The sequence below is a fragment of the Coprococcus sp. RTP21204st1_G4_RTP21204_210225 genome, from assembly GCF_040915385.1.
Classification (GTDB): domain Bacteria; phylum Bacillota; class Clostridia; order Lachnospirales; family Lachnospiraceae; genus Allocoprococcus; species Allocoprococcus comes.
Genome location: NZ_JBCPDP010000005.1, coordinates 59454 through 81142 on the forward strand (window position 1 = coordinate 59454; position 21689 = coordinate 81142).

Below are 21689 nucleotides of genomic sequence, written 5' to 3' on the forward strand. Positions count from 1 at the left end.
ACAGATCGGCAAATAGATTCCTTTGACAAAACTGAGCATTAAAACGTTATCGTTGTGAGAGTCTTTTAGAAAGGAAAGCAATAATGGAATTGATTCTTGCCGAGAAGCCTAGCGCTGCACGAAATTTTGCAAAAGCATTGGGTGGAAAAACCGGTAATTATGCCGGAACTGAATATAAAATTACCAATCTGCGCGGACACGTTATGGGGCTGTTGCCTCCCGATAAACAGGTTCCTACTGAAAAGGTCGAGTTCTATAAGAGTTGGGATCTTGAAAATCTGCCGTGGAATCTCAACGATTTTACATGGAAGAAGGGGATCCTAAGCGGATGCAAGGACATCATTTCCGGTCTTAAAGATGAGCTGAAAGAGGCTGATTGCGTCGTGATCGCAACGGATGTCGACCCATCCGGCGAGGGCGAGTTGCTTGCCTGGGAGGCTCTGGAGAAATGCGGTTGGAGAGGTCCGACCAAGCGTATGTACTTTGCCGACGAGGCGCCGGCAAGCGTGCAGAAGGCTTTCAGGGAACGCAAGACCCTTCCATCTATGGACAAGGACGGCGACTATGTGAAGGCGGTCGTCCGCGAGCGCTGGGATCTCGCGAGCATGCAGTTCACCCGTGCGGCAACACTCGTAGCGCGAAAAAAGGGGTTCCGAACGGTCGTACGCCAGGGTCGGTTGAAATCGGTCATGGTCAAACTGACCGGCGACCAGTTGAAAGCCTATAACGAATATGTCCGCAAGCCGTTTTACGAGGCGCGTTTCAAAGATGAGAACGGCAACATCTTTGCCAGAAAGACCGACGACCCCGAAGATATCCGGTTCGATAGCCCCGATCAGGTAGACCTTTCGCAGTTGCACGACAGCGCTGTCGTAGAGGATTCCAGGGGGAAGAAACACACTGCCCCCGGAAAACTCCTCGACCTCGCCGGCCTGTCCGCTATCCTCGCGAAGCAGGGGTTCAAGCCGGCAAATGTCCTGAAGACATATCAGGAGATGTACGAAAACCAGATCGTAAGCTACCCGCGTACCGAGGATAAGGAGGTCACGCCGGAACAATTCGGCGAATTGCTTCCGCTTGTCGATAAGATTGCCAGCGTGGTCGGTGTGGATACGTCTCTGCTCTCCCATCGCGCCGCAAGGAAGACACATGTCAAGGAAGGCGGGGCGCACGGCGCGAACAGACCGGGAATCAATGTTCCCGAATCCCTTGCCGAGCTTGAAAATGGTTACGGAAAAATCGGTTCCGCGATCTATTCCGTACTTGCCAAGAACTATCTAGCGATGCTCGCTGAAGATTATGAATATGAGCTGATCAAAGGCCATGTAAGGGACTTTCCCGAATATGTCGGGCAGACCCAGATCCCAATCAAACCAGGGTTCAAGGCGATTTTCGATTCGGACTCCTCTTCTACCGAGAAATCGGAAGGGGAGGAGGCGGAGAACGCCTGCGAGTTCGGTAAGGTCGCCTCCCCGTATGTGCACGAAGGAGCCAACAAACGCCCGCAAAAACCGACAATGAAATGGCTTACGAAGAAGCTCGAGAAATATAACGTCGGTACCGGCGCCACTAGGACGAGCACGCTTGCGGAAATCACCGCCAATGAGGAACGCGCCCTCATGAAGGAAAACAAGGGCGCACTCACCATGACGAAGTGCGGCGAGGTGTCTTACGCCTTGCTGGCGAATTGCCAAATCGCCTCACCGGAAGTCACCGAGAAGCTGTTTGAATCCATGAACGAGGTGGGACGGTTTTCACGCAAACCGTCCGATGTCATCAATACCGTCACCGATATGGTCGTGCACGATATGAAGGCAATGCAGGATAACATCGGTGCATTGGACGGTATGAAACTAGGCGACGGAAACGCGATCGTCATCGGCAAGTGCCCGAAATGCGGCAAGGACCTCTATGCGACGAAAAATCAGTTCCGCTGCGCCGGAGTGCATTTCAAGAAGACAGGCGAGAAAGATGGGAAAGCCGTCTTCGCCCAGGACGGAACCTGCGACTTTTCCATCTACCGTTTTGTCGGACCAAAGGATAAGCCGAAGAAGCTCACCGACAAGAACGGCAGGGAGATCGCCGAAAAAGGAAAGACATCGCTCATCAAGGGAATCAAGAAGAAAAGCGGGGATGGAACCTATGACGCGTATCTCACGCTGAATCGCGAGACATGGTCGCTTGATATGCAATTCCCCGAGTTCAAGGGAAAGAAACACAAAGGCTAGTTCGGGACTCCCAACTTTAAACAATGCCGCTTCTGACAGGACCAATTTCGGTTATTCGGATAGCGTCAACGGAATCGTAACCGGTAACCCGTGGAACTTTGACTAATGCGACAGCCGATGGTTTCCGCGATCGGTTTGATACAATTGACCACAATGCAGTCAGTAAATGATGTCCAAGCTGAAGCCGGAGATCGATAGAAAGGAATTTCATTATGGAAGAAAAGACCGAAGCCGTTAAGGGCGAGGAAACTACGGTTGGTTTGACTATGAACTATAACCCGTTTTCGTTCATTTCCTGCCAGGAGGACGCCTTGGTGCTGGCGGGGTGCATCTCACATGGCTTGGATGCAGATGTCATCAAGAAAAGCGGGGACCTTTTCGCGACCGCCCGCGCCATGCTTCTCGATGCGTGTGTCTGCCTGCTCTATCGCCAGGGCGGCGATTCGATGAGCATGCAGGGTCTCGTAGATCTTCTGCAGAACGACATCAGCCATAACGAGGATCAGGATATGCCCTCGATCAAGGCTGCCTATGACAAGATCGAGGCCGACGGCGCGACTGTCGAGGAGGACCTGGGGCTGAAGCGGTACCGCATGTTCCAGGCCATCGCCTACGGTGAGACGGCAATCTCCGTCGAGCTGGACCTATACGCCAAGTTGTCCGCTATGGTCGATAGGCCGCTTGTCGGCTAGACCTGCAAGCCGAATCGATATGCCAGCGATTCGCATGGCGATGCGCTATTCATGCGGTGCCTGACGGCACCTATGATCCGCTCGCCAGGGCTCGCTGATTGATTTTTCTGGCACTCTTCTCTTTGGGGCATCCGGCTATGGGTGCCCCTTTTTTGATGAGAGATGGTAGAATCTTACAAAGAAAAATAAAGAAATGGGGGATTTAACCGTGATCGGTGACAACTTAAGCCAAGCAAACAAAGTAAAGGGCACTTCCTGCCTTTCGGGTGATGTGCGATGATGAATCGAAGCGGAATCGAAACGTATGAGCTGTTGCGCCTGGATGAGGTGGCGCTCGCCGGGTATTTCGATTTGGAAGATACCAGGTTTGAAGAATGGTATGAAAAGAACCGCGCAGTCGGCGACAGATTGTACAGCGCAATTCTTGATAGAAAAATTGACCTCGTAGCTTTCCGCGGAACGGAAGACGGTCGCTACTACTCCATCCTTACGCGTAGCCCGAAACAGGAAGGCTCCCTGCAGCTCACGGATATCGACAGCAAGGGACCGATCGGGCATCGCCGGCTTACGAACCAGAAGATGCTCGATCTTCCGGGATACGGTGCCGTCCTCGCCGCCGTTCCCGACATCTCGAAATGCAATGAACGGGACATCCTGCAGGCGATCGGATTCACACAGAAGGGCGATCGAAGCCTGAAGGAAAAGGCCGCCATCGGCAGGGAGGGCAGCAAACAGCTTGAAGCCGCGCGCAATCGCGAAGGGCTAGAAAACTTTGATGGGCGTGATTTCCGATGAGTGCTCGTCCGGTTATCCAAACTTACAGGCTGGCCTCCCTGCACGAAGCCGCGATCGCCCGACTTAAGAACCCCAAAAACGATAGGTATAAAGAACTCTATCTCCAAAACAGGGGAATCGGCGAGAAAGTCTATAACGCCGTCCTGTCAGGTCGCCTCGACCTCGCTTGTTTTTGCGGAGACTCCAGCAAATACTATTCGGTTCTGACACGGAGTACCAGGCAGGACGGCGCACTCCAAGTTACCGAGATCGACCGGAAAGGGCCGATCGGGCATCGACTCCTCACCGGTCCCAAGCAACTCGAACTTCCGGGATGCGGCGCGACGGTCGCCGCCGTTTCCGATGTCTCACGGTGCACGGAACAGGAAATCCTCGATGCCGTTGGATTCAAGATGCAACAAGGTCTGAATTCCAAAGCCGTCAAATGCAAGGCCGGTCATCAACGGCTCGAACGACTTAACGCTGTCAAAAAACAGGATTCCATGCCAATGAGGTTTCTTCGGCGTGCCGTCTTCGTTCACGTCCGAATCATGTAGCGGTGAAACCAAACAATCGACGAGCCAGCTGTTGATAATCTCGCGCCAGTTCTCCGGCGCACTATCTGGATAGAACTCAAATAGCCAGTAATCCTTACGTGGTACACGTTTCTTTTCGTACTTCTTATCCGCACGTTTCTGGGCTTCAGACCTAGCCATGCTATAATCTCCTTGTCTTGAATGCCCCTGCTGCCGCCAAGCTTGCTGGGGCTTTTTTCTTTTTACCTGCGCTTGTAGACCTCGCGCCTGTGCGCCACATCGACCACGAGAATGACAAGCCTGCCGTCGTTGATATCGCACAGAATCCGATAATCACCGACCCTGTATCGCCACACGCCAGCCAAGTTCCCTGTTAGGGCTTTGCCCCTGCTTCTCGGGTCTTCGAGCTTCGCTATCTCGTCCAGCTCGTCGAACACCCGCGCCGCAACGCCCTTGTCTAGCTTGCGCATCGCCTTGTCGGCATTCCTCGTGAACTCAATCCGCCAATCCACAATGCGCCCTTACCTCATCGATGCTGTAGGTTTCAAGCCTGCCAGCGCGATAGTCCTCAATGTCTCTGAGAATCCCGTACTCGTACTCGAAACGGTCGATAGCTTCTTGCAGGGCTTCGTTAACGTAGAAGCTCCTCGACCTGCCAGTCTCCTTCGCAAGACGGCTGTAGCGCTCGTTCAACTCGGTTGGAATCCTCATTGATATGGCCACGGCTCAACGCTTCCGACGCGCGTGCGGCTTCCGTTGCTTCCCTCATCACGTCATCCAGGCTGCGGTCCGCCGTTTTGGACGAGCCCGCAGGATACTGCGCATCATAACGGTCGCCGATAAGGGAAACCAACTCGTCACGGTCATAATAATCTTCGTCCGGTCCGTCAGCGCAGTTATCGATATAGCCGTCCTCAAGAACGGTGACTTCGCCACCTTCGGTGTAAGCCCGTCCGTATTTCTCATAGTCAAAGGCACTTTCAATCTGGCTCGAACTGTCGAGGATATGCTTCAGTTCCTCATTCTGCTCAACCATCTCGTACCCGTAGTTTCTCTCCGGTGACATCGTGGTATAGATCATATTACCGAACTCATCCTTGTCGTAAGCACCATCGTATCCCCAGCTGTAAAATGGGATGTCGTCGGCCTGTTCGATGAGATTCATAAGCCCAACAAGACTTTCAGGAGTGTCATTCGCCTGAATCCATGCGCCCACCTTCTCCAGATCGGCCGGGTTTGCCGTGACGAGCTGCTTCGCAAGCAGGTTCAAGTCCTCGAGATGGCAAAACTCGTTAAAGAGCAGCCTCGTGCCGAAGGGAATGCCATCATAATCAGAGATATAGATTTCCTCATGCTGTGAATCCTGCAGTTGGTTGAGATGGAGAAAGTCCCGAATCTCAGCTTCCGTCTTCGGCAAGGTGATCCATGCATCGTGAAGGCTACCCTCGTTGTAGTAACCGTAGTTTCCGATGCATACGTTCAGGCCTTTTGTGAAGTCCTGTCCCATGGTTGCCCTTTCTACTCTATAAACCGTAGGGTTGCTTTTGTAAGATTCTACCACTTCACCCCATCTCTATTTCGGTAGGATTGATATCCACCCATACCGACAAAGAAGGGAACCGATGAGAAAGGAAAATAAGAAATGATTTCGCGACATCTGCTCATTGAATTATGAGACGAAGTCGGTATAATAGCCCAAGAGAAACACCAAAAGGAAAGTGCGTGTTTATGAATGAAACCATGAAGCCCTCTTGTGGGGAGGCATATGACGCGACGCCTGTCGCCGTCCTCGCTGCGAGCGAAACCCTCACTATCGCACTCGGCATGCTCACAAAGTCACCTGTCGCGGCAATCGTCGCAGGCGGCTTGACGGGCTGCGTGTGCAGCCTCGCCCTCCCAGCCATCAGCGGGCGCATCCTGGGCCGCAAGCGCGATGCGATCCTTTCCTGGTGGGATGAGAACCTTGAAGTCTACAAGAAGTTCAAGGTGGAGAATCCAGACCGCGAACCGAGCAAACGCGCCGAGAAACGCGAGGAACGGGACCTTGCGATTTGGTGGCTCGATGCCATGAGGCTCGTCCGCACCAAGGAACTCATGCGTGAGAAAGTCGAGGCGCTTATCGAGACGGGTAGCCGCATGCCAGATGGCGTGAATCTCGATGATTATGAGACCGTCGAGGAGTACCGTGCCCGCTACGTCGCACCGGTCTCCAAGATGACCTCCGCCATGCTTTCCCTTGCCGTCGGTCTCGGTACCGCCGCGACCTGCTATGTCGGGATGACCGGCAACCTCCACTCCCCGCTGCTGTTTCTTCTCGGCGGGATTACCTCGATTCTCGTCACGGCAGTCGGCGCGATGTGCGACCAGCGCTCACGCGTTCTGCCCTTCGGCCTGTCTATCGCCACATACCCTCTCGCCGTACTTACGGCGTTCGGGCACGGCGGTGTAAGCGGATTGATCGGCAACCTGCTGTGCGGTGTGGGTATCTATGCGATTTTCGCCATCACCAACCATCTCTTCCGCATCACCGGCGGCGCCGATGCAGTCGGTGCCGGCGATCGCAGGCTCGTCCCGGCGATCGCGACGGCATGCGGGTTCCACGGCACGGTATACGGCATGGGCGCGATGTGCATCGCCATGCTCGCCAACTACATCCCCCGCTACCGTGCGAAAGAGATCACCCTTAAAAGCCGCGTACCCATGGGGCCTTTCCTGCTCGTCTGGCTTTGCACCGGCGTGCCCCTTGGGTGTATCATGTAGCAGTCTATCCCGCTGTCCCCCGCAGAGAAGTTAGGAGTAGCCGATCTGCGAGGAACAACTGAGAATAGAGTCTTTGCAACCGTCCGAATGGACACAAAGGAAGGAGAATTCCCATGAATTCTATCCGCAATCGCGTCTATGCCGGTGAGATCGCCGGCGGCGCCGACACCGTCGAGTACGTCATCGTTGCCATTGTCGCCGTCATCATCGGCGCTGCTCTGATCGCCTTCGGCAACCAGATGCAGAAGCAGATGACCAAGACTGGCAACTCCATCTCCTCCTGGTTCGAGTCTGCCCGCAACGCTGCCAATAACTCGATCAACGGCGTTGGCAAGTAGTCAACCTCCTTTCTCTCTGATAGCATAATACCATACTACTAAGGTATTTGTTTCGAGAATCGAGAAATGTGCAACCAAGGAGGAACTGGACGTGAAAGGCATCTTCAAGAAACCGGAGTCCGAATCGGGCGCCGCAATCATCGAATTTGCGCTCGGTGTCCCGTTCCTCCTGATTTTTGCCATGGCTGCCATGGAATTCGGCCAGATTTCGGCGGCGACAACCGCTGTCGACAACGCCGCCCATGCAGCCGCCCGAGAGCTCGCCGTAAACCCCAGCGGCGATGCCTCATCAGCTAAGGAGGCGGCCGTAAATGCCGCCTCCTCTTTTTTCGCTGAAAACATGAAGATCGAGACAGATGTCTCGGATGCCGAGAGGGAAGCGTACACGCACCGGATTCCCGATTCAAACGGATCGTCCTATACGGACAGGGAGTCGAATGTCTCCACCCGGAAATGCACCGCGACCGTATCCGTGACCATCCAGCCACAGACCGTCCTCGGCGATGCGATCTATGCCGCCGGAGGGTTCGGAGGCGGCATGACGATCGAATCCAACGCCGTGGAGTTAAAGGATGCAACGGTGGAAGGAGGTGCGTCCTCGTGGTAAGGACTCATTCTGAAAGAGGCTCGGAAGTCCTCGAGGCCGCCATCGTCCTCCCCATGCTCATCGTCCTCGCATTCTGTCTTATCCAAGTTTGCCTGATAGCATATGAGGGCACCGCGATGAGCGCCGCAATCGAGTCGGCCGCGATGAAGTCCGATTTCTCCGCCGCAATCGCATCCGGAAATGTAAATCAGGCGGTAAAGGACGAACTCGCATCGAACACGCCGGGTATCGTCAAGGACAACATCACCGTGACGAACTCCAAGGTCTCCTATTCGGACAGGTCCGATGAGGCCACCGTCACCGATACCGGTTCCACGGGAATCACGACCATCTCGAAATCAAGCACCACGGCGCTTCTCGAATCGACCGTCGACTATAAAATCCCGACCCTGATTTCGGTCGGCAGCTTCGACGGTATCAAGATGTCGAAAACGATCAAAGTGGAGGTCCCGGTTTCCGAGAAAATGGAGGTGTCGCGATGACGCGCGTCCGCAGCGAATCCGGCGCAATCAACATCCTGAACGTCATCATCATGCTCGTGCTCCTCATCGCACTCGGCTTCGCATTCGAGCTCTCCGCAGCCCTCGACCAGCAGAACGCCCAGACAAATGACTGCTCCGCAGCCAGGGACGCCACCATGGCGTCGCAGAACCTCCTTGTCGCGAAGAACTCCGATGACCCCGGACTCGCAATCGCGGCCGCGGCTGTCAAGTCCCTGCGTGCCAACGGGTTCAACGGCGAAGTCGAGGTCTGGTTCTATGAAGCCCCCTCCTCGGCCGTCCCCCAGAGCAAACGCGCGTGGGCCTGGGGCATCCAGACGAAATCGTCCTTGAAAGGATACTTTGCGACCTATTCGCTCGGAGATTTCAATATCCCCATCGGAGCGCACGTCACGGCACATGCCGTCCCCTACACTGCGGGAAAGGCATGGAGACCGGCGGATTCGGGTAACGGAAAGTATTCCTTCAAAGCCGGTTCGGACACCCCCGAATACGAGGAGTACACGTCCACGAAAGAGCTTCCGCAAGAAGTGGTCGACGAGATGAAAACAGCCGTCAACCAGGCAACGAACAATAAATAGCCTTTCTGATGAGCTAAAATGAAAGGATATCAGGCGTCATCATGTGCCAATGCCTGATATCCTTTTGCTATGCCGCGTGTCTGACGGCATCTCTACACAGGAAAGCGAGAAAGGAACACCATGCCAGACACCAACGATACCGATGCGATCCTCGCGAAAGTCCGTTCAGGCGAGCTTTCGGCAGGCGATGCAGCCGCCCTGATCGCGAATCTCCACGCCGCATCCTACAAGGCGATGCAGGACGCGCAGACTGCACAGGCTTTGCAGCCCGAGCCTCCCGCACCTCAAGCCGCCAGCCAGCCGGGCATGTCCCAGCAGGCACCGGTCGCGGCTGCCGCACCTTGCTATCAGCCGCAGGTTCCGGCTATGCCGGCATATGCCGCACCGACGCCCGATGCGGTTGCCGAGAAGGCGCAAGAGACGGTTCCGCAGCACCCTCAGACACCTACAGTGCAGCGCCCCGCCCCCTATGAGCCGCCTGCATATGTCCCGGCTGCATCGGCATCCGAGCCGCATCCGGTCTACGACCAGCCTTCCCCTGCCGTGAATCCGTATCGCCAGCCGGCACCCGACACGACCGCCACGCTTCCGGCACAGGATGCCACCGCATCCCAGCCAGAACCGGAAACCGCGTACCATCAGGCCTCGCCCCTTCCGTATAATCCCTCGCAGGAGACCGACAAGTACATTCCCGTCAACGAGATGGAATCCTCCAGCTTCTTTACCGATCCTGAACCTGCTGAGGAACAGGAACCGAAAAAGAAGCGCGAGAAGCCTGCAAAGCCATCGAAGCCGTCCCGTGCCGAACGCAAGGCCGAGAAGCAGAAGGCCAAAGAAGAAGCCAAGGCAGCGAAAGCCCAAAAGAAGGCAGCCGGCCGCCGCGGCGCCACGTCCCCCAATGCTCCGAGCCTCACGGGCATGGAGAAGATTGCCGTGAAGGTCTCCCGCCTGCAGAAGGTCACCGCCGGTCTCGCTGTCATCGCCGTCATCGCGGGAGGTGTCGCCGTCGTATCGGAGATCGACGCCAACAACCGAATCGCAGAAGCGTTCTCCGGCACCACCGAAGTCGTCGCAGCCACGAAGACCATCCACGCCGGCGACGAGATCTCCGCAAGCGACCTCGCTTTCGTCTCCGTCCCGAACAGCACGGTGGCGGACGGCGCAATCACCAAGAAGGATATCGACGACTCCTCCAAGACTCCCGTCGGTCGCGTCGCAACCCAGTACATCGCCAAGGGCTCCCAGCTCACCAACGCATCCACTGCCGGCAAGGACAACCCTGAGTCCCTTGCCGCCGCAATCGGGGACGGCATGGAGGCCGTGACCATCTCCGTGGACGCCCAGTCTGGCATGGGCGGCATGCTCCGCGTGAACGACAGGGTCAAGGTGATCCAGCCCAACGACGGCTCCCTCGGCGGCGATGGGTTCACCGTCCTCGCCGACTCCGTGCGCATCGCAGCTCTCGACGGCAACTTCAGCTCCGGTAGCGGCTCCTCTGACGGATACAGCACCGTGACGCTCGAGGTCACGCCCGAGCAGGCAGGTAAGATCCGCACCGCCGGTGGCCTTACCCTTACCCTGCCCTCTTCTGCCGATACCACCGAGAGCGGTGAGTAGCCCATGGCAGACGAAACCGTTCTCAGGATCAAGGAGCGCATCCGCCAGGAGATGCGCGACCTGCTCGGCGTGACCATGGCCGACGGCGGCTCGATCGACCGTCAGGCGCTTCCGGCCCAGATCGACGGTGTCGCCCATGAAGTGTGCGCCGATTTCGGTATCTCCGACGAAAACTGGATCGGCTACATCATCAAAAGCACCATTGACGATTTCATCGGTCTGGGTCCCCTTCAGCCTTTGCAGGACGATCCCAAGGTTGCCGAGATCTTCATCGATCCCGTCGGCGTCGAGCCGAATGGAACATTTATCACGCCGGTCGCCCGCGCCGAAGTGGACGGCCAGATCGTCGATTGCCCCGGTATCGACCTTGTCTCGCATGATGAGGTCGGTCGGCTTATCGGACGTATCGCCGAGGAGGCGAACCGCCGCTGCGACGATTCGTTTCCCGAAATGGACGCCACCCTTGCCGACGGCTCCCGTGTGCACGCAGCCCACCCGAAGGTCTCCCCCAACGGCTGGTCGCTCAATATCCGTAAATTCAGCAAGGACAAGCTAACCGCTGAGGACCTGCTGGAGCGCGGTGCCATGAGCGAGCCTATGTACATGTTCCTCAAATCGGCCGTCAAGGCCCGTGCGAACTTCATCATCTCCGGCGGCACCGGTTCCGGTAAGACCACGATGCTGAACGCACTCTCCGCCTTCATCGGCTATAACGAGCGCGTTGTGACCATCGAGGATACGCGAGAACTGCAGCTGAAACAGCGCATCGTGATCCCTCGCGTCGCCTGCCCACCGAACTCAGAGGGCAAGGGCGAGTTTACGATGCATGAGCTCCTGGTCGGCGCACTCCGTGAGCGTCCCGACCGTATTGTCGTCGGCGAGTGCCGTGACGATGAGACTTACGAGATGCTTCAGGCCATGCAGACAGGTCACGACGGATCGCTCACGACGATCCATGCGAACGACTGCGCCGGTGCATTCACGCGTATCGAGAACATGATCCTGAAGAGCCATCGCAACATGACCATGGAGGCGATCCGCCGCCAGATCGGTGCCGCGATCGATGTCGTCGTGCAGGTGAAGCGCTGGAGGGGCGGCTACCGCCGTATCGAGTCCATCACGGCCGTCGAGGGCTTTTCCGACGGTAACGTGACCCGCAACGAACTGTTCCACTGGGAGGGCTCGCCGGAAAACGGCAGGCATGTCGCCACTGGATACCAGCCGGCGCGTCTAAAGGAAAAGATCCTCGACGCGGACGCGGAATACGACCCCCGTTGGTTCGAAGGCGGTGTCTGGTAATGGAACCTGCCGTCATCATCATGATGCTGAGCGTTTTCTTCCTATTGCTTTCCATCACCGTCGGCCTCTACTCCCTGTTCTGCGGGCTGTCGGCTGCCGGCGATGTACGCCGCATGAGGAATTCGACTGCCCTTAGAACCGGCGAGTCGGACGATAAGGACAAAAAAGTTCCCACACCCCTTCCGCGTCTTGCGGAAGCCGGTATCGAAGTCAATGGCAAGACGTGGATTCTCCTCCTCGTCTTGCTCGCGGGAGCGGGTGCCCTTATCGGATTCATGGCCCTTGGACTTATCGGAATCGGTTTCGCCCTCATCGGGCCCCTGATTGCCGAGCTGTGGGTTCGTTCCCGCGGAAAGAGCCGAAAAGCACGATTCGATGAGCAATTGGCGCGGTCGCTTCCCATGGTCGCGGAAAACATGCGTGCCGGATCCTCGATTGAAAGAGCCCTGCGCTCTGTCGGGGAGAATTCAGACGACCCTCTGAAATCCGAGCTCCTGGCCTGTGCCGGCGCAATGCAGATCGATGGCGATATCGTCGCCGCGCTCGATGACATGGCGAAACGAACCGGCAGCAAGGACCTTGTCCTCCTGCAGGCCGCCGTGGCTTCGCACAAGGAGGTTGGCGGATCGCTGGCTGACTCGCTCGAGCGCATCGGAGACACCATCGACGCCCGGTTGTCGCTCCGTCGGCATATCGAGTCGGAGACGTCATCTGTAATCGCATCCATGAAGGCGCTTATCGTGATGCTGCTCATCCTGTTCGCAATCATCATGGTCGGCATTCCGCAGGCATATGATTTCTATACGCAGGACCCGCTCGGCATTCCCGTGCTGATCGTCGTGGTGCTATTTGCGGCAACGGGCTCCGTCATCATCTACAAAATGGCAGACATCGACGTGGAATAGGAGCCAATCGAAATGAATATCCAATATCTCCTCGTGCTCCTGTTCGCCTGTGCTGCCGGCGGTATGACTTATGTTCTCGCCGGCGAGCCCTTCCGCAAGCCGCTGGCGCGCGCCAGGATGTCCATCGCCGCCCGTAAGGGGATGCACGCCAAACCGACGCAGCGCATGAAGATCGCCGAGGCAATCGACCGCGCCGGAGAGGCGTTCGAAAAGGTCATCCCGCTCAAGCTGTCGGAATCCCGAGAGCTGCAGGACAAGCTCGACCTGGCAGGGTTAAAGATAACCCCATCGACCTGGCGTGCCATCTCCCTCGGGATCACGATCTTCACCGCCATCATGCTCGCCGGTGCCGCCCTCGTGGGCGGATACGGAATCGCGATGGCACTCCTAGTCGGAATCATCGGCGCCGTCGGCGGATGGGCGGTCTGCGGAGTCTGGCTGTCGCATGCGGGAAAGACGCGCGGCGAAGAGATCGATCGCTATCTGCCACCGGCACTTGAACTGCTCACCATTTCCGTCTCAGCCGGCGTGCTCGTGGAGCGTGGATTCAGGCAGCTTGCCGAGAACAAGGCCCTCGGTCCGCTGGCAGACGAGTTCGCGCGTACCGATATGGAGATCTCGCACCTCGGCGTGTCCCGCGTAGATGCCCTGGACCATATGCGCCGCCGATGCGATTCGCCGCTCATGGGATATTTCTGCGCGGCGTTGATCGAGGCGACCAGAAAGGGTACCTCGATCTCAGGCGTCCTCGAATCGCAGGCAAAGCTTGCACGCAAAGCGCGTTACGATGCGCTGACCGCGCAGATCAACAAGCTCTCGACGAAGATGGCTGTCCCGCTGGTCTTCTTCCTGATCGCCGTGCTCGTCCTCATCCTTCCCCCGCTCATCATTCCAACCGCAAGCATGCTCATGGAAATCATGTAACCGGGAGCATCAGCTTAATGACATGAAGCAGCCGGGGTGCAGATTTGCACCCCGGCTGCTTTCTTTTTCCCACCATAATCCCGGACATACCGGTAACTTTTTACAGTCTGCCGCGCTATAATTTTCGATAACTATAAACGTTCAAGTAGGTTAGGGAATTTCATGCTAGATAAGATTAAAAACGGGGTGAAAGACATCCCTATCTCAGCGGAAGCTTTTGGGTTTGCAGCGGTCGTGGCGAGCGTGGCGCCCGTGCCGGACGCTGTAGGCAATTTGGTAACTTCTATCAGGTACATTGCACTTTCGCATTCTGTCTGGTCTGTCCTGCAACCGGCAATTCCAGTAATCATTCTCGTCCTCGCAGCCATTGCGTTTTGCAAAAATAACTATAAGGTTGCACTTGCGGCTGGTATCGTCGCAACTATCTATTTTTTACTTCCGGCTTCCCATATGAGCACTGAGCCAGTTGTAATCCAGCTCTGCGATACCATCTGCCTTGCCCTCTACACATTAAAATTGTGCGTTCAAGATAACTACGAAGAAACCGGTTATGCCGAATAGGGAGTTGAACGATCCAATGGAAAAAAGTAACGAGATCGCCCACGTCAATGCGGAACTCATCCCACTGGATAATTCTGCTGAAAGTGATGATAAGGCACTCTCCCGCCGCCGTGTACTCGAAGCCGGCGCAGCGGCGTTGGCATTGCTCATGATGCCCAAATTAGCGTTCGGGGCAACCTGTCCGGGTGGAAATCCTCCGAACGAAAAAGGTTGGTTCGGTTCAGGAAATGGATCTGTTGTCCATCATGGTGGAAACTATATCGGTGTTACATCTAAAACCTGGTGGTGGCAGGTCGGATATAGTTGGGATGCAAGCCAATGGCTCTGCCTCTCCTTCAGGGTATACGTCGAATCGATTTTCACGGATGAGCTCTATGATATTTTTAAGGTTCACGTCCAGGCAAAATGCGGCGATGTAAACACTTCAACCGGTCATCGAATCTGGTTTTCCAAATATAAAGATAACTATCTCCATTTTTGGGTGAGCAATCTTGGAATCGCCGGCAGTTGCCAAAAAACTGACTGGGAAGATAATAAATACTTCGCTTTCTCAAACGAAAACCTCGGTGGCGGAAATCGAAGTTGGTGGAGTATTACTGGTTGGTCCGATTTGGGATACGACTCCCCGACATACCTCTATAAGCGGAACAATGGTCTTCAAGACGCCTATTTCGGCCTTGGAGTTTATGTTTATAACGTCATGTGCGGAGGCGTCAATAACTGGGCTACACCTGACAGAGTTTTTCTTAGTGGATTTACAAGTTCCCCTGATAGCTTCATGGGCAGTGATATCCACGCAAAAATCGATAAAATTACCCTCGACCAGGACATGTCCCTGTTCGGCAAGATCGTCGCAATCGTTCCGGATTCCGTCAAAAGCGGATATCAATGTCTGGATGTCGATGCCGCAAGACAGTCCTCCGGCACGCTCGTTCATCTTTACGGTGCGGACGGAAGCGGAACGAATTATACGCAGCGCAATTTCGTCATGGGCCTCGGCGCGATGGACGAACGAGGCGGTATCACATTCACCATCTTCCCGGCCCATGTGAAAGGTTTCAGTCGTGTGCTCAATGCGTCGGGAGGAAGAAGCTATCTAGAGCAAGCCGCCCGAAACCGCACTGCTCCTTCTTCCGTTCAAACGCTCCAGCTCTACGGGGATGACAATGCCATCGCCGGTCGATTCTGGGTCACAAAGAGTGTCGACAAGAACGGCAGGTACAACATTATCAGCGATGCGTCCGGTTTTGCCTTCGACCAAGCCGACGGCAAGACCGCCGAAGGAACCATTGTCCGGCTACATTCCGACGGCAATCACGGTTCCGAATGGTCGAATGAAGCGCACAAGTGGCGTATCGAGGAAGTGTTCTTCAAGGGCACGATCTCGCTCGATGCCGAGCGTGTCGAGCCCGGCAAGACAATCTCTGTCATCGACCCGTCAAAGACGTGCACGCCCTACGATCAGGGCGGCACCGGTTCGGTGAAATACCTGTACCGTTGGTACTGGATGCAGGATGAGCGGGAAAGTCCGTTTGCCGAAAACAAGTATCCCGAAGCCTTTACGTTAAGCAGCTGGTGCCATCTTGCATATTGCGGCGATCAGATCTGGCGTGACGCCTATGCCGGCGCGGGATACCCCGTTCGCGACACTAATTTCTTCGTTGAGTCCTTCAAACTTAGGATCAAGTACGGTAGCGGTTTCATCGAGAACAACGCCGACTTTGGAGCAATCTGCTACGCCGGATGCATGGGCATCGAAAATTCAGGCGATTTCTCTTGGTCCGATGTCTGCCGCGACGGCGAGGAACTTGGCAAGGGCGGTGTCAGCAACCGCATTACCGGCATCAAGATCTGGCTTGAGGGAGATATCGCCAAGGAATACGATATCGCCTATCGCGCCTTCATCTATGGGCAGGGCTGGACGGAGCGTTTCCATTCCAACGGCGGTTCTCAGGATGATGCGGAGCTGTGCGGTTCGGATGATGCATCCGGCAGCAAGGGAGCCATCAAGTGTATCCAGGTATTCGCCATCCCGAAGCCGCGCGGTGCCAAGCTGGCACGAGAGTTCGCCGAAGACAATTCGTTTATCCCGGAAAACTCCCATTCGGGTGGCTATCTCACGGCACAGGCGATGCTCGCGCTCAACCTCGATGACACGTCGGGGTTCGATGGGCACAAGATGATCGCCGATGCGTATCAGGGCGACAGCTCGAAGGGACTGAAGGCACTGCCCGTACCGCCGACTCCTCCGCCTCCTGTCGGTATCAAGGTGTTCTATTATGTCGACGGTGAAACCGATCCTTGTTTCGAGGAAGAGTACGAGATGGGAACGACCTATCAGGTGAATCCCGATGCGACTGCCGCCGGTCAGAAGGACAACTGCCTCAATCTGGTCTGCTGGTACACGGACCCGGAGTGCACGCAGCCCTATGAGCCGCGGGCACTCGATACCTCGTTGAAGCTGTACGGTTACAACCCTTGCTCGGTAAAATACGATACGACCACCCGCAGCAGCGTGCTGGACACCTCGTATAACTGGTCGACGGACGCGGACCTTGGCACCGCGCTCGACCTGGCGACCCTGTACCCGCAGGACGAGGTCGTTAAGTATGGGACGAAGCTGACGTTTGCCGGTCCGTGGTCCGCTTGGTGCGAGGATGCCGGGAAGACGCGCTGCGTGTCCAGCACGCCCGGTGTATACGCCAACGCGGCCGCCAGCGGATCCCCGATCCTCTCGGCGACCATCAAGGGTAACACGACAGTCTATGTCGATTGGCCTTGGAGCGGCTACGACGGCGTCATGAGCGCACGGTTGTAGTGGAGATCGACTGAAGGAACTGAAAGAGGGGCAAGCGGAAATTCCGTCTGCCCCTCTTTTTTGTTGTGAATGTTTAAACTTGCCGCTTTATGGCAAAGAAAAGGGCGAGACCTAGAGCGTTTGGTCGGGATCCAGTTCCCCGAATACTACTCTAAGCTCGCCACTAATACTATTATACAAAACCATCTTTGTATTTGCAACCGCGGAAACAAGCCAGTCTCCTCTGCCGCCAATCCATCGCTTGAACAAAGAAAAGAATACATGCGCCCTATTCAAGAAATGAAAAGCCTCATCTTTCATTGCAAATGAAAGATGAATCCACCCGTTAAAATTCGCAAGCGCTTGCGAATAAAAAAAGAAGAAGGCTGCGGAGAGAGACCGCAATCTTCTTCTTTTTCCTGTATAAAAATAGGCTGATGCCGGTAGATAGGAATACCGGCCAACAAGGTGATTCCCGAAGGAATCTTTGAAAAACAATATTACTATAGCATAGTATAGACAGTTTGTCTACTTCCTCTGTTGCGCCGGCAAGACATCGTCGGGATCGATCTCATAGAGCCCGAATGCCGCCGCGATCTTCATCATGTCACGCATACCGGCAAGATAGGCCGTATCGACCTGGTCACAGGCATGGACGCGGACAGCGCGGATAAAGCGATCCGTCACATCCCGAAGCTCCTGCGGAATCTCATGAGAAATCTTGAGCCAATCCTGCTCCGCAAGATGTTCTTCCATCTCACTTTGTCGGAAGCCGGGGTCACGCTCGCTCAACTCGACCATCGACCCGTCCTTCAGCTCAGACAGGGCCGAGCGCAAAGCGACCTGAAAGCTATTTTCCTCCATACGTATCCTCCTTCCGTTAATGCAATATGCTAGTATTATAGCACTATAGCAACCGAAAAGCAACCGTATGTTCGAGTGTCCAGGGTATATCGCGCCTTTCAAAACCGATGCAGACTATAGCCCGATTTATCCGGCACGAGCCCGTAAATGCTTTTCGGAAAATACTCTTCAACTGGGACTGATTCCCTTGCCGCATCGAAGAGGCCGGATTTCAAGGCATGAATTATCCGCTCTTCCGCAACTACCGCCATGAGCTCGCAGTTACTCAATGCGAAGAATATGATCTTCTCCGTGCCGAATAATTTGGCGGCACTCTCCCATACCGATGACAAGAGCAGCGCCGAGGCGCCTCCCACTCCCCCGCTCAGCCTACCGATCTCCAACATAGCGAGCTGCCCCGTTGTGCCGGTGAAGCCGATCCGTATATCCGATTTGAGGTTGCGGGATGCATATTCGAACAGCTTCCCTCTCGGCAAGCCGAATGTATCGAGATTGTCATACGTCACGATTGCGGCCGCGTAGCCGTCCGTTTCGGATTCACCCTCGACGACGTAGGTGACAAGCAGATCGAGATAGCGATCGTAGATGATCCCCAGCTCGTCATAGCCGTCAGCCTTCCAGGCCGGCGACAGCACCGGATAGATCCTGTACGGTATGACTTCTTTAGCAGGGACCTTATATACCCCGTATTCCATATCAAGGTCGCATATCGGCTGCCCCACATCGAACGCATCAACCATTTCATTTCCCATCCGATCTCCTATCGGATGGAAGCGGCGATACCCACCGCGCCACATCCTTCCCATATTCAATTCCTCCTGTAATGCTTTGTGTAATAGTACTATAACATCAAAAAAGCGTATTGATACAGCCGACTACATTTACGATGGCTTTCGGTACATTTCGATGAGATCCTTCCCGATACTTCCTATAGTCGCTTGAAACAGGGAGGTGCGACGAACGCTAAAAAAGGGGCAAAAAGCCCCTTTCATTACCGTTCTCTTTCAGTTCTTGAAACTGAGTCATTCATCCGCGGTATCTGCAAAACCTTATCAAAACCGTCGTAAAACCCCTGGTTTCAACTACGGGGAGTGTCAACTCGCTTGACACGCAATGGTTCCTTTTGCCCGACTGCCAACTTTTCAATATGTCGTTGAACACTGCCGATGTTTCGTTCGATGCGACTTTCGATAACATTAAGTCGAGCCCGGATACCATCGTTCCCATGGGACAAGATCTCCTTTGCCTCAAGAGGGAAACCGACAAGCTTGTCCCTATCGAACCAGCTGTAATTTCTGAAAAGGCTGAGCTGCTTGTCCGGAGCCATACCTTTCGGTCCAAACGGTTTCGCGATATAGCTATCTTCAGCGAGAATGTTGTAGGCGTGACACCAAAGGCTTGTCCCATTATCGAAAATCGGCGCAAGCCTTGTAAATTCAAGTGTTTCAACATTTCGGATTACCCCGAAGTTACGCCAGTGCCGGTCTTGATTGGCAAGGATATAATCACAGGTGAACATTTTTGCCAGACCTTCCTCTACATTTTTGAGACCAAGGCTCTTGTAGGTGTCCACCAGAAAGTCATAGTCACTTATAGAATCAGGTTTCTTTCGTGTTGAAAGTACGTCATATGCGGTGACTAGCTCCTCATCCTGTCCGAGCATGTTCTCACATGCGGAATAGATTCGGCCATTCTCCTCAAATAGGAAGTAAGGAACGTAATCGTTTCTGCTTAGCAGGCGGTTATACAGCGCCGTCGCCACAACTTCGTTCAGAACCTCCTGTCGTGTCGACCCAGTCCCGCCTTTCACGAGGAATCGCTTGCCATTGACGATTTTCCATTTTTTATTGAGATCGCCGCCAAGCGTCGAATTCGGCGACATCAGGTTCGGATTGCCGGACGATTTCTGTCCAAGAGTCAACATTCCAAGATCGTCTGTAAAGTCATTGTCGAAGAAATTGACATCCTCCCATTTCAAAGGATTCTTACTGTCGTTGATCCAGTAACGATCAGACAGCGAAAGTCCAAAATTCTCCTCCGCCAGCTCCAACGTGCTATTGAGATTCAAAGAATCGAGAAGTTGCTGAATCTGATGTCGGGACGCCGGAATCGCACGCCGCCGCCACCAGTCGTTGAGCGCACGTCTGGTCACGATACCTTTTGAATCAGCGAGAGCCACGGGTGCATATCTGAGATCATGAACATCAACAATCTTCACCACTGCGTGAATATCGCGGTCATATCTGAAAGAAACAACGGGATGGTTCTTGTTCATCAATGTGTATTCAGCCATCTTCACGATTTCCCCTTTCGATATACTAATACAATAATACCATTAACGGCACGACGATTCAATCTCGAGCACTCGACTTGATTCGAGACATTCGAGCAACGCGAATCAGATGTCACCCGAATGCCCCGAAGGGGCTCCGCCCCTTTATCGAGGGCGGATACCTGAAAGGCGGTACTCGCCGTCTGCGAGGCGCATCGGATAGATACTGTCCGTGAGGCGTTCCTCCGGCGCGACTTCTGTCTCATTGATTTCATGGACCATTGCGAGAAGCATTTCCGGTTCACCGGCTGTCTGCGGTACAGCAATGACTTCTGAAATGCTCGATGGAAGGAAGACGAGGCTGTCGGTCCCGAATATCTCTGCAAGTCTCCTGCGAACCGACGGGAGCAACATTGCCGCGGCCCCACCGAACTGCTTGTCTTTCCTGGCCACCGCAATCATCTTGAAGCCGGACGCGTCATCACGCAGCGTCATGAAATCGACAATCCCTTCAAGGTTTGCAAAAGCAGCCTTTCGGATTTTCTGACGGGAAATTCCGAAAGTCTCAAGATGGCTGTCCTGAAGTCGAATCGTTCCGATTCCATCATTCATCTGCATCAGTTCGACGCGATATGTAATCAGCATGTCGAGATATCGATCGAATGTGATACCGGCCTTCGCAAAGCTTTCCATATTGTTTTCGGATACGACAACTGGATAGATTTTCTCGAACAGCTCGCCACTCTTGAAAAAGGCGTTCAGCCTCTCCCCGATCGTCTCCTGGTCTTCCGTCACACAGTATCTTCCATCAAGATCGTTTAGGGTATCGAAAAGCTCCTCGTCCGGCATCTGCGCCCAGCGCTCATTCTGGTAAACGTTTACAGACACCCTTGTTCCGGCATCCAAGGTGTACCCACGCTCGATACCATTATTTAGCGTCTTCTCAGCGTAGCGAAGCCTGAATTTGGCATCCCTCTGTTCCGCAATATGATTCAGCGCCGGCAATCTCATCTCCAGCTCCTCCCTGGTCATCATTCTCTGTCCATTCATTTCTCTTCTTTCTTCCATTTGGTTTTCCTCCTTGTTTTTCAACCTACTGTTTTCTTTGGTGCCCTTGCAGGTTCGGCACTCAACATCCGCTCTTCCGTCGGCGCTTCCGAACCCTGTTCAGTTTTCAATGTGCTGGCGATTTCCCGTCGCCGGTATCCGTTCAAGACCACGATGGGACTGAAACGACAAGGGACAAGTGAAACGATGCGCCGTAGGGCAGCCCTTGCGTTTCCGGACCTCGGTGGGCTAGGAAACCCGCGAGCGACGGGGACCGCTCACATGGAACTAACAGTGATCGGTTGCAAAGATGGGCAGATATCGCGGCTTTGACGAAATCCGCAAGCGTTTGCCAAAATACGGTTCAGCAAAAACATGGAGAGAAAC

At 54.8% G+C, this 21689-nt stretch carries 21 protein-coding genes; 14 read left to right on the forward strand and 7 right to left on the reverse strand.

Annotated elements, in window-relative coordinates; translation table 11 throughout:
* Positions 1-83 precede the first annotated feature (83 nt).
* From AB5213_RS06080 to AB5213_RS06090, 3 genes are all read left to right on the forward strand, one after another.
* A complete protein-coding gene (locus tag AB5213_RS06080) occupies positions 84-2228 on the forward strand; it encodes a DNA topoisomerase (RefSeq protein WP_368276450.1) in 2145 nt (714 codons plus the stop codon).
* Between the two features lie 212 nt (positions 2229-2440).
* Positions 2441-2920: a hypothetical protein gene (locus AB5213_RS06085; RefSeq protein WP_008370648.1), complete on the forward strand. Its 480-nt coding sequence runs from the start codon at positions 2441-2443 to the stop codon at positions 2918-2920.
* A 276-nt stretch (positions 2921-3196) separates the two neighbouring features.
* A complete protein-coding gene (locus AB5213_RS06090) occupies positions 3197-3715 on the forward strand; it encodes a hypothetical protein (RefSeq protein WP_008370649.1) in 519 nt (172 codons plus the stop codon).
* A gap of 347 nt (positions 3716-4062) precedes the next feature.
* On the opposite strand, the gene AB5213_RS06095 is transcribed toward AB5213_RS06090, so the two are convergent.
* From AB5213_RS06095 to AB5213_RS06105, 3 genes are all read right to left on the reverse strand, one after another.
* A complete protein-coding gene (locus AB5213_RS06095) occupies positions 4063-4410 on the reverse strand; it encodes a Rep family protein (protein WP_368276451.1) in 348 nt (115 codons plus the stop codon).
* A 62-nt stretch (positions 4411-4472) separates the two neighbouring features.
* Positions 4473-4742 carry a type II toxin-antitoxin system RelE/ParE family toxin gene (locus tag AB5213_RS06100; protein WP_177279400.1) on the reverse strand — a complete coding sequence of 90 codons (270 nt, stop codon included), beginning with the start codon at positions 4740-4742 and terminating at the stop codon, positions 4473-4475.
* A 119-nt stretch (positions 4743-4861) separates the two neighbouring features.
* On the reverse strand, positions 4862-5737 hold the full coding sequence (locus AB5213_RS06105) for an antirestriction protein ArdA (protein ID WP_368276452.1): 876 nt from the start codon (positions 5735-5737) through the stop codon (positions 4862-4864).
* Positions 5738-5958: 221 nt separating this feature from the next.
* Between AB5213_RS06105 and AB5213_RS06110 the strand changes: the two genes are divergently transcribed.
* The 11 genes from AB5213_RS06110 (at position 5959) to AB5213_RS06160 (ending at position 17140) form a co-directional block, all read left to right on the forward strand.
* Positions 5959-6990 (forward strand): hypothetical protein, encoded by a 1032-nt coding sequence (locus AB5213_RS06110; protein ID WP_256171052.1) that lies wholly within the window; start codon positions 5959-5961, stop codon positions 6988-6990.
* A gap of 113 nt (positions 6991-7103) precedes the next feature.
* A complete protein-coding gene (locus AB5213_RS06115) occupies positions 7104-7328 on the forward strand; it encodes a hypothetical protein (RefSeq protein ID WP_368276453.1) in 225 nt (74 codons plus the stop codon).
* Between the two features lie 91 nt (positions 7329-7419).
* Positions 7420-7935, forward strand: a complete 516-nt coding sequence (locus AB5213_RS06120; protein ID WP_008370654.1) for a TadE/TadG family type IV pilus assembly protein — start codon at positions 7420-7422, stop codon at positions 7933-7935.
* The gene (locus AB5213_RS06125; protein WP_008370655.1) at positions 7929-8417 is read left to right on the forward strand and encodes a TadE/TadG family type IV pilus assembly protein; all 489 of its coding nucleotides are present in this window, start codon (positions 7929-7931) and stop codon (positions 8415-8417) included. Before AB5213_RS06120 ends, AB5213_RS06125 begins: the two co-directional genes overlap by 7 nt.
* The gene (locus tag AB5213_RS06130) at positions 8414-9016 is read left to right on the forward strand and encodes a hypothetical protein (RefSeq protein WP_368276454.1); all 603 of its coding nucleotides are present in this window, start codon (positions 8414-8416) and stop codon (positions 9014-9016) included. Before AB5213_RS06125 ends, AB5213_RS06130 begins: the two co-directional genes overlap by 4 nt.
* A gap of 120 nt (positions 9017-9136) precedes the next feature.
* Entirely contained in the window at positions 9137-10633 is a 1497-nt protein-coding gene (gene cpaB, locus AB5213_RS06135; protein WP_368276455.1) for a Flp pilus assembly protein CpaB, read from the forward strand.
* A gap of 3 nt (positions 10634-10636) precedes the next feature.
* Positions 10637-11932 carry a CpaF family protein gene (locus tag AB5213_RS06140; RefSeq protein WP_368276456.1) on the forward strand — a complete coding sequence of 432 codons (1296 nt, stop codon included), beginning with the start codon at positions 10637-10639 and terminating at the stop codon, positions 11930-11932.
* Positions 11932-12837, forward strand: coding sequence for a type II secretion system F family protein (locus AB5213_RS06145; protein WP_008370671.1), 906 nt, complete (start codon positions 11932-11934; stop codon positions 12835-12837). Before AB5213_RS06140 ends, AB5213_RS06145 begins: the two co-directional genes overlap by 1 nt.
* 12 nt (positions 12838-12849) lie before the next feature.
* On the forward strand, positions 12850-13761 hold the full coding sequence (locus AB5213_RS06150; RefSeq protein WP_008370673.1) for a type II secretion system F family protein: 912 nt from the start codon (positions 12850-12852) through the stop codon (positions 13759-13761).
* A gap of 186 nt (positions 13762-13947) precedes the next feature.
* A complete protein-coding gene (locus tag AB5213_RS06155) occupies positions 13948-14322 on the forward strand; it encodes a hypothetical protein (RefSeq protein WP_368276457.1) in 375 nt (124 codons plus the stop codon).
* Positions 14323-14326: 4 nt separating this feature from the next.
* Positions 14327-17140, forward strand: coding sequence for an RICIN domain-containing protein (locus tag AB5213_RS06160; protein ID WP_368276458.1), 2814 nt, complete (start codon positions 14327-14329; stop codon positions 17138-17140).
* Positions 17141-17647: 507 nt separating this feature from the next.
* On the opposite strand, the gene AB5213_RS06165 is transcribed toward AB5213_RS06160, so the two are convergent.
* The 4 genes from AB5213_RS06165 to AB5213_RS06180 all read right to left on the reverse strand — a co-directional run bounded on the left by AB5213_RS06165 (position 17648) and on the right by AB5213_RS06180 (position 21323).
* The gene (locus AB5213_RS06165) at positions 17648-17983 is read right to left on the reverse strand and encodes a hypothetical protein (protein ID WP_368276459.1); all 336 of its coding nucleotides are present in this window, start codon (positions 17981-17983) and stop codon (positions 17648-17650) included.
* 98 nt (positions 17984-18081) lie between these two features.
* A complete protein-coding gene (locus tag AB5213_RS06170; RefSeq protein ID WP_368276460.1) occupies positions 18082-18789 on the reverse strand; it encodes a hypothetical protein in 708 nt (235 codons plus the stop codon).
* A 272-nt stretch (positions 18790-19061) separates the two neighbouring features.
* A complete protein-coding gene (locus AB5213_RS06175) occupies positions 19062-20276 on the reverse strand; it encodes a hypothetical protein (protein ID WP_368276461.1) in 1215 nt (404 codons plus the stop codon).
* A gap of 144 nt (positions 20277-20420) precedes the next feature.
* Entirely contained in the window at positions 20421-21323 is a 903-nt protein-coding gene (locus AB5213_RS06180) for a DUF5688 family protein (RefSeq protein ID WP_368276462.1), read from the reverse strand.
* Positions 21324-21689: the final 366 nt, after the last annotated feature.

Excerpts from the sequence above, each read along its gene's own strand:
- AB5213_RS06085 (WP_008370648.1), top strand. The coding sequence starts at position 2,441 with ATGGAAGAAAAGACCGAAGCCGTTAAGGGCGAGGAAACTACGGTTGGT.
- AB5213_RS06175 (WP_368276461.1), bottom strand. The coding sequence starts at position 20,276 with ATGGCTGAATACACATTGATGAACAAGAACCATCCCGTTGTTTCTTTC.
- AB5213_RS06180 (WP_368276462.1), bottom strand. The coding sequence starts at position 21,323 with ATGGAAGAAAGAAGAGAAATGAATGGACAGAGAATGATGACCAGGGAG.
- AB5213_RS06140 (WP_368276456.1), top strand. The coding sequence starts at position 10,637 with ATGGCAGACGAAACCGTTCTCAGGATCAAGGAGCGCATCCGCCAGGAG.
- AB5213_RS06080 (WP_368276450.1), top strand. The coding sequence starts at position 84 with ATGGAATTGATTCTTGCCGAGAAGCCTAGCGCTGCACGAAATTTTGCA.
- AB5213_RS06115 (WP_368276453.1), top strand. The coding sequence starts at position 7,104 with ATGAATTCTATCCGCAATCGCGTCTATGCCGGTGAGATCGCCGGCGGC.
- AB5213_RS06090 (WP_008370649.1), top strand. The coding sequence starts at position 3,197 with ATGATGAATCGAAGCGGAATCGAAACGTATGAGCTGTTGCGCCTGGAT.
- AB5213_RS06130 (WP_368276454.1), top strand. The coding sequence starts at position 8,414 with ATGACGCGCGTCCGCAGCGAATCCGGCGCAATCAACATCCTGAACGTC.
- AB5213_RS06105 (WP_368276452.1), bottom strand. The coding sequence starts at position 5,737 with ATGGGACAGGACTTCACAAAAGGCCTGAACGTATGCATCGGAAACTAC.
- cpaB (WP_368276455.1), top strand. The coding sequence starts at position 9,137 with ATGCCAGACACCAACGATACCGATGCGATCCTCGCGAAAGTCCGTTCA.
- AB5213_RS06150 (WP_008370673.1), top strand. The coding sequence starts at position 12,850 with ATGAATATCCAATATCTCCTCGTGCTCCTGTTCGCCTGTGCTGCCGGC.
- AB5213_RS06110 (WP_256171052.1), top strand. The coding sequence starts at position 5,959 with ATGAATGAAACCATGAAGCCCTCTTGTGGGGAGGCATATGACGCGACG.
- AB5213_RS06165 (WP_368276459.1), bottom strand. The coding sequence starts at position 17,983 with ATGGAGGAAAATAGCTTTCAGGTCGCTTTGCGCTCGGCCCTGTCTGAG.
- AB5213_RS06145 (WP_008370671.1), top strand. The coding sequence starts at position 11,932 with ATGGAACCTGCCGTCATCATCATGATGCTGAGCGTTTTCTTCCTATTG.
- AB5213_RS06095 (WP_368276451.1), bottom strand. The coding sequence starts at position 4,410 with ATGGCTAGGTCTGAAGCCCAGAAACGTGCGGATAAGAAGTACGAAAAG.
- AB5213_RS06170 (WP_368276460.1), bottom strand. The coding sequence starts at position 18,789 with ATGGGAAGGATGTGGCGCGGTGGGTATCGCCGCTTCCATCCGATAGGA.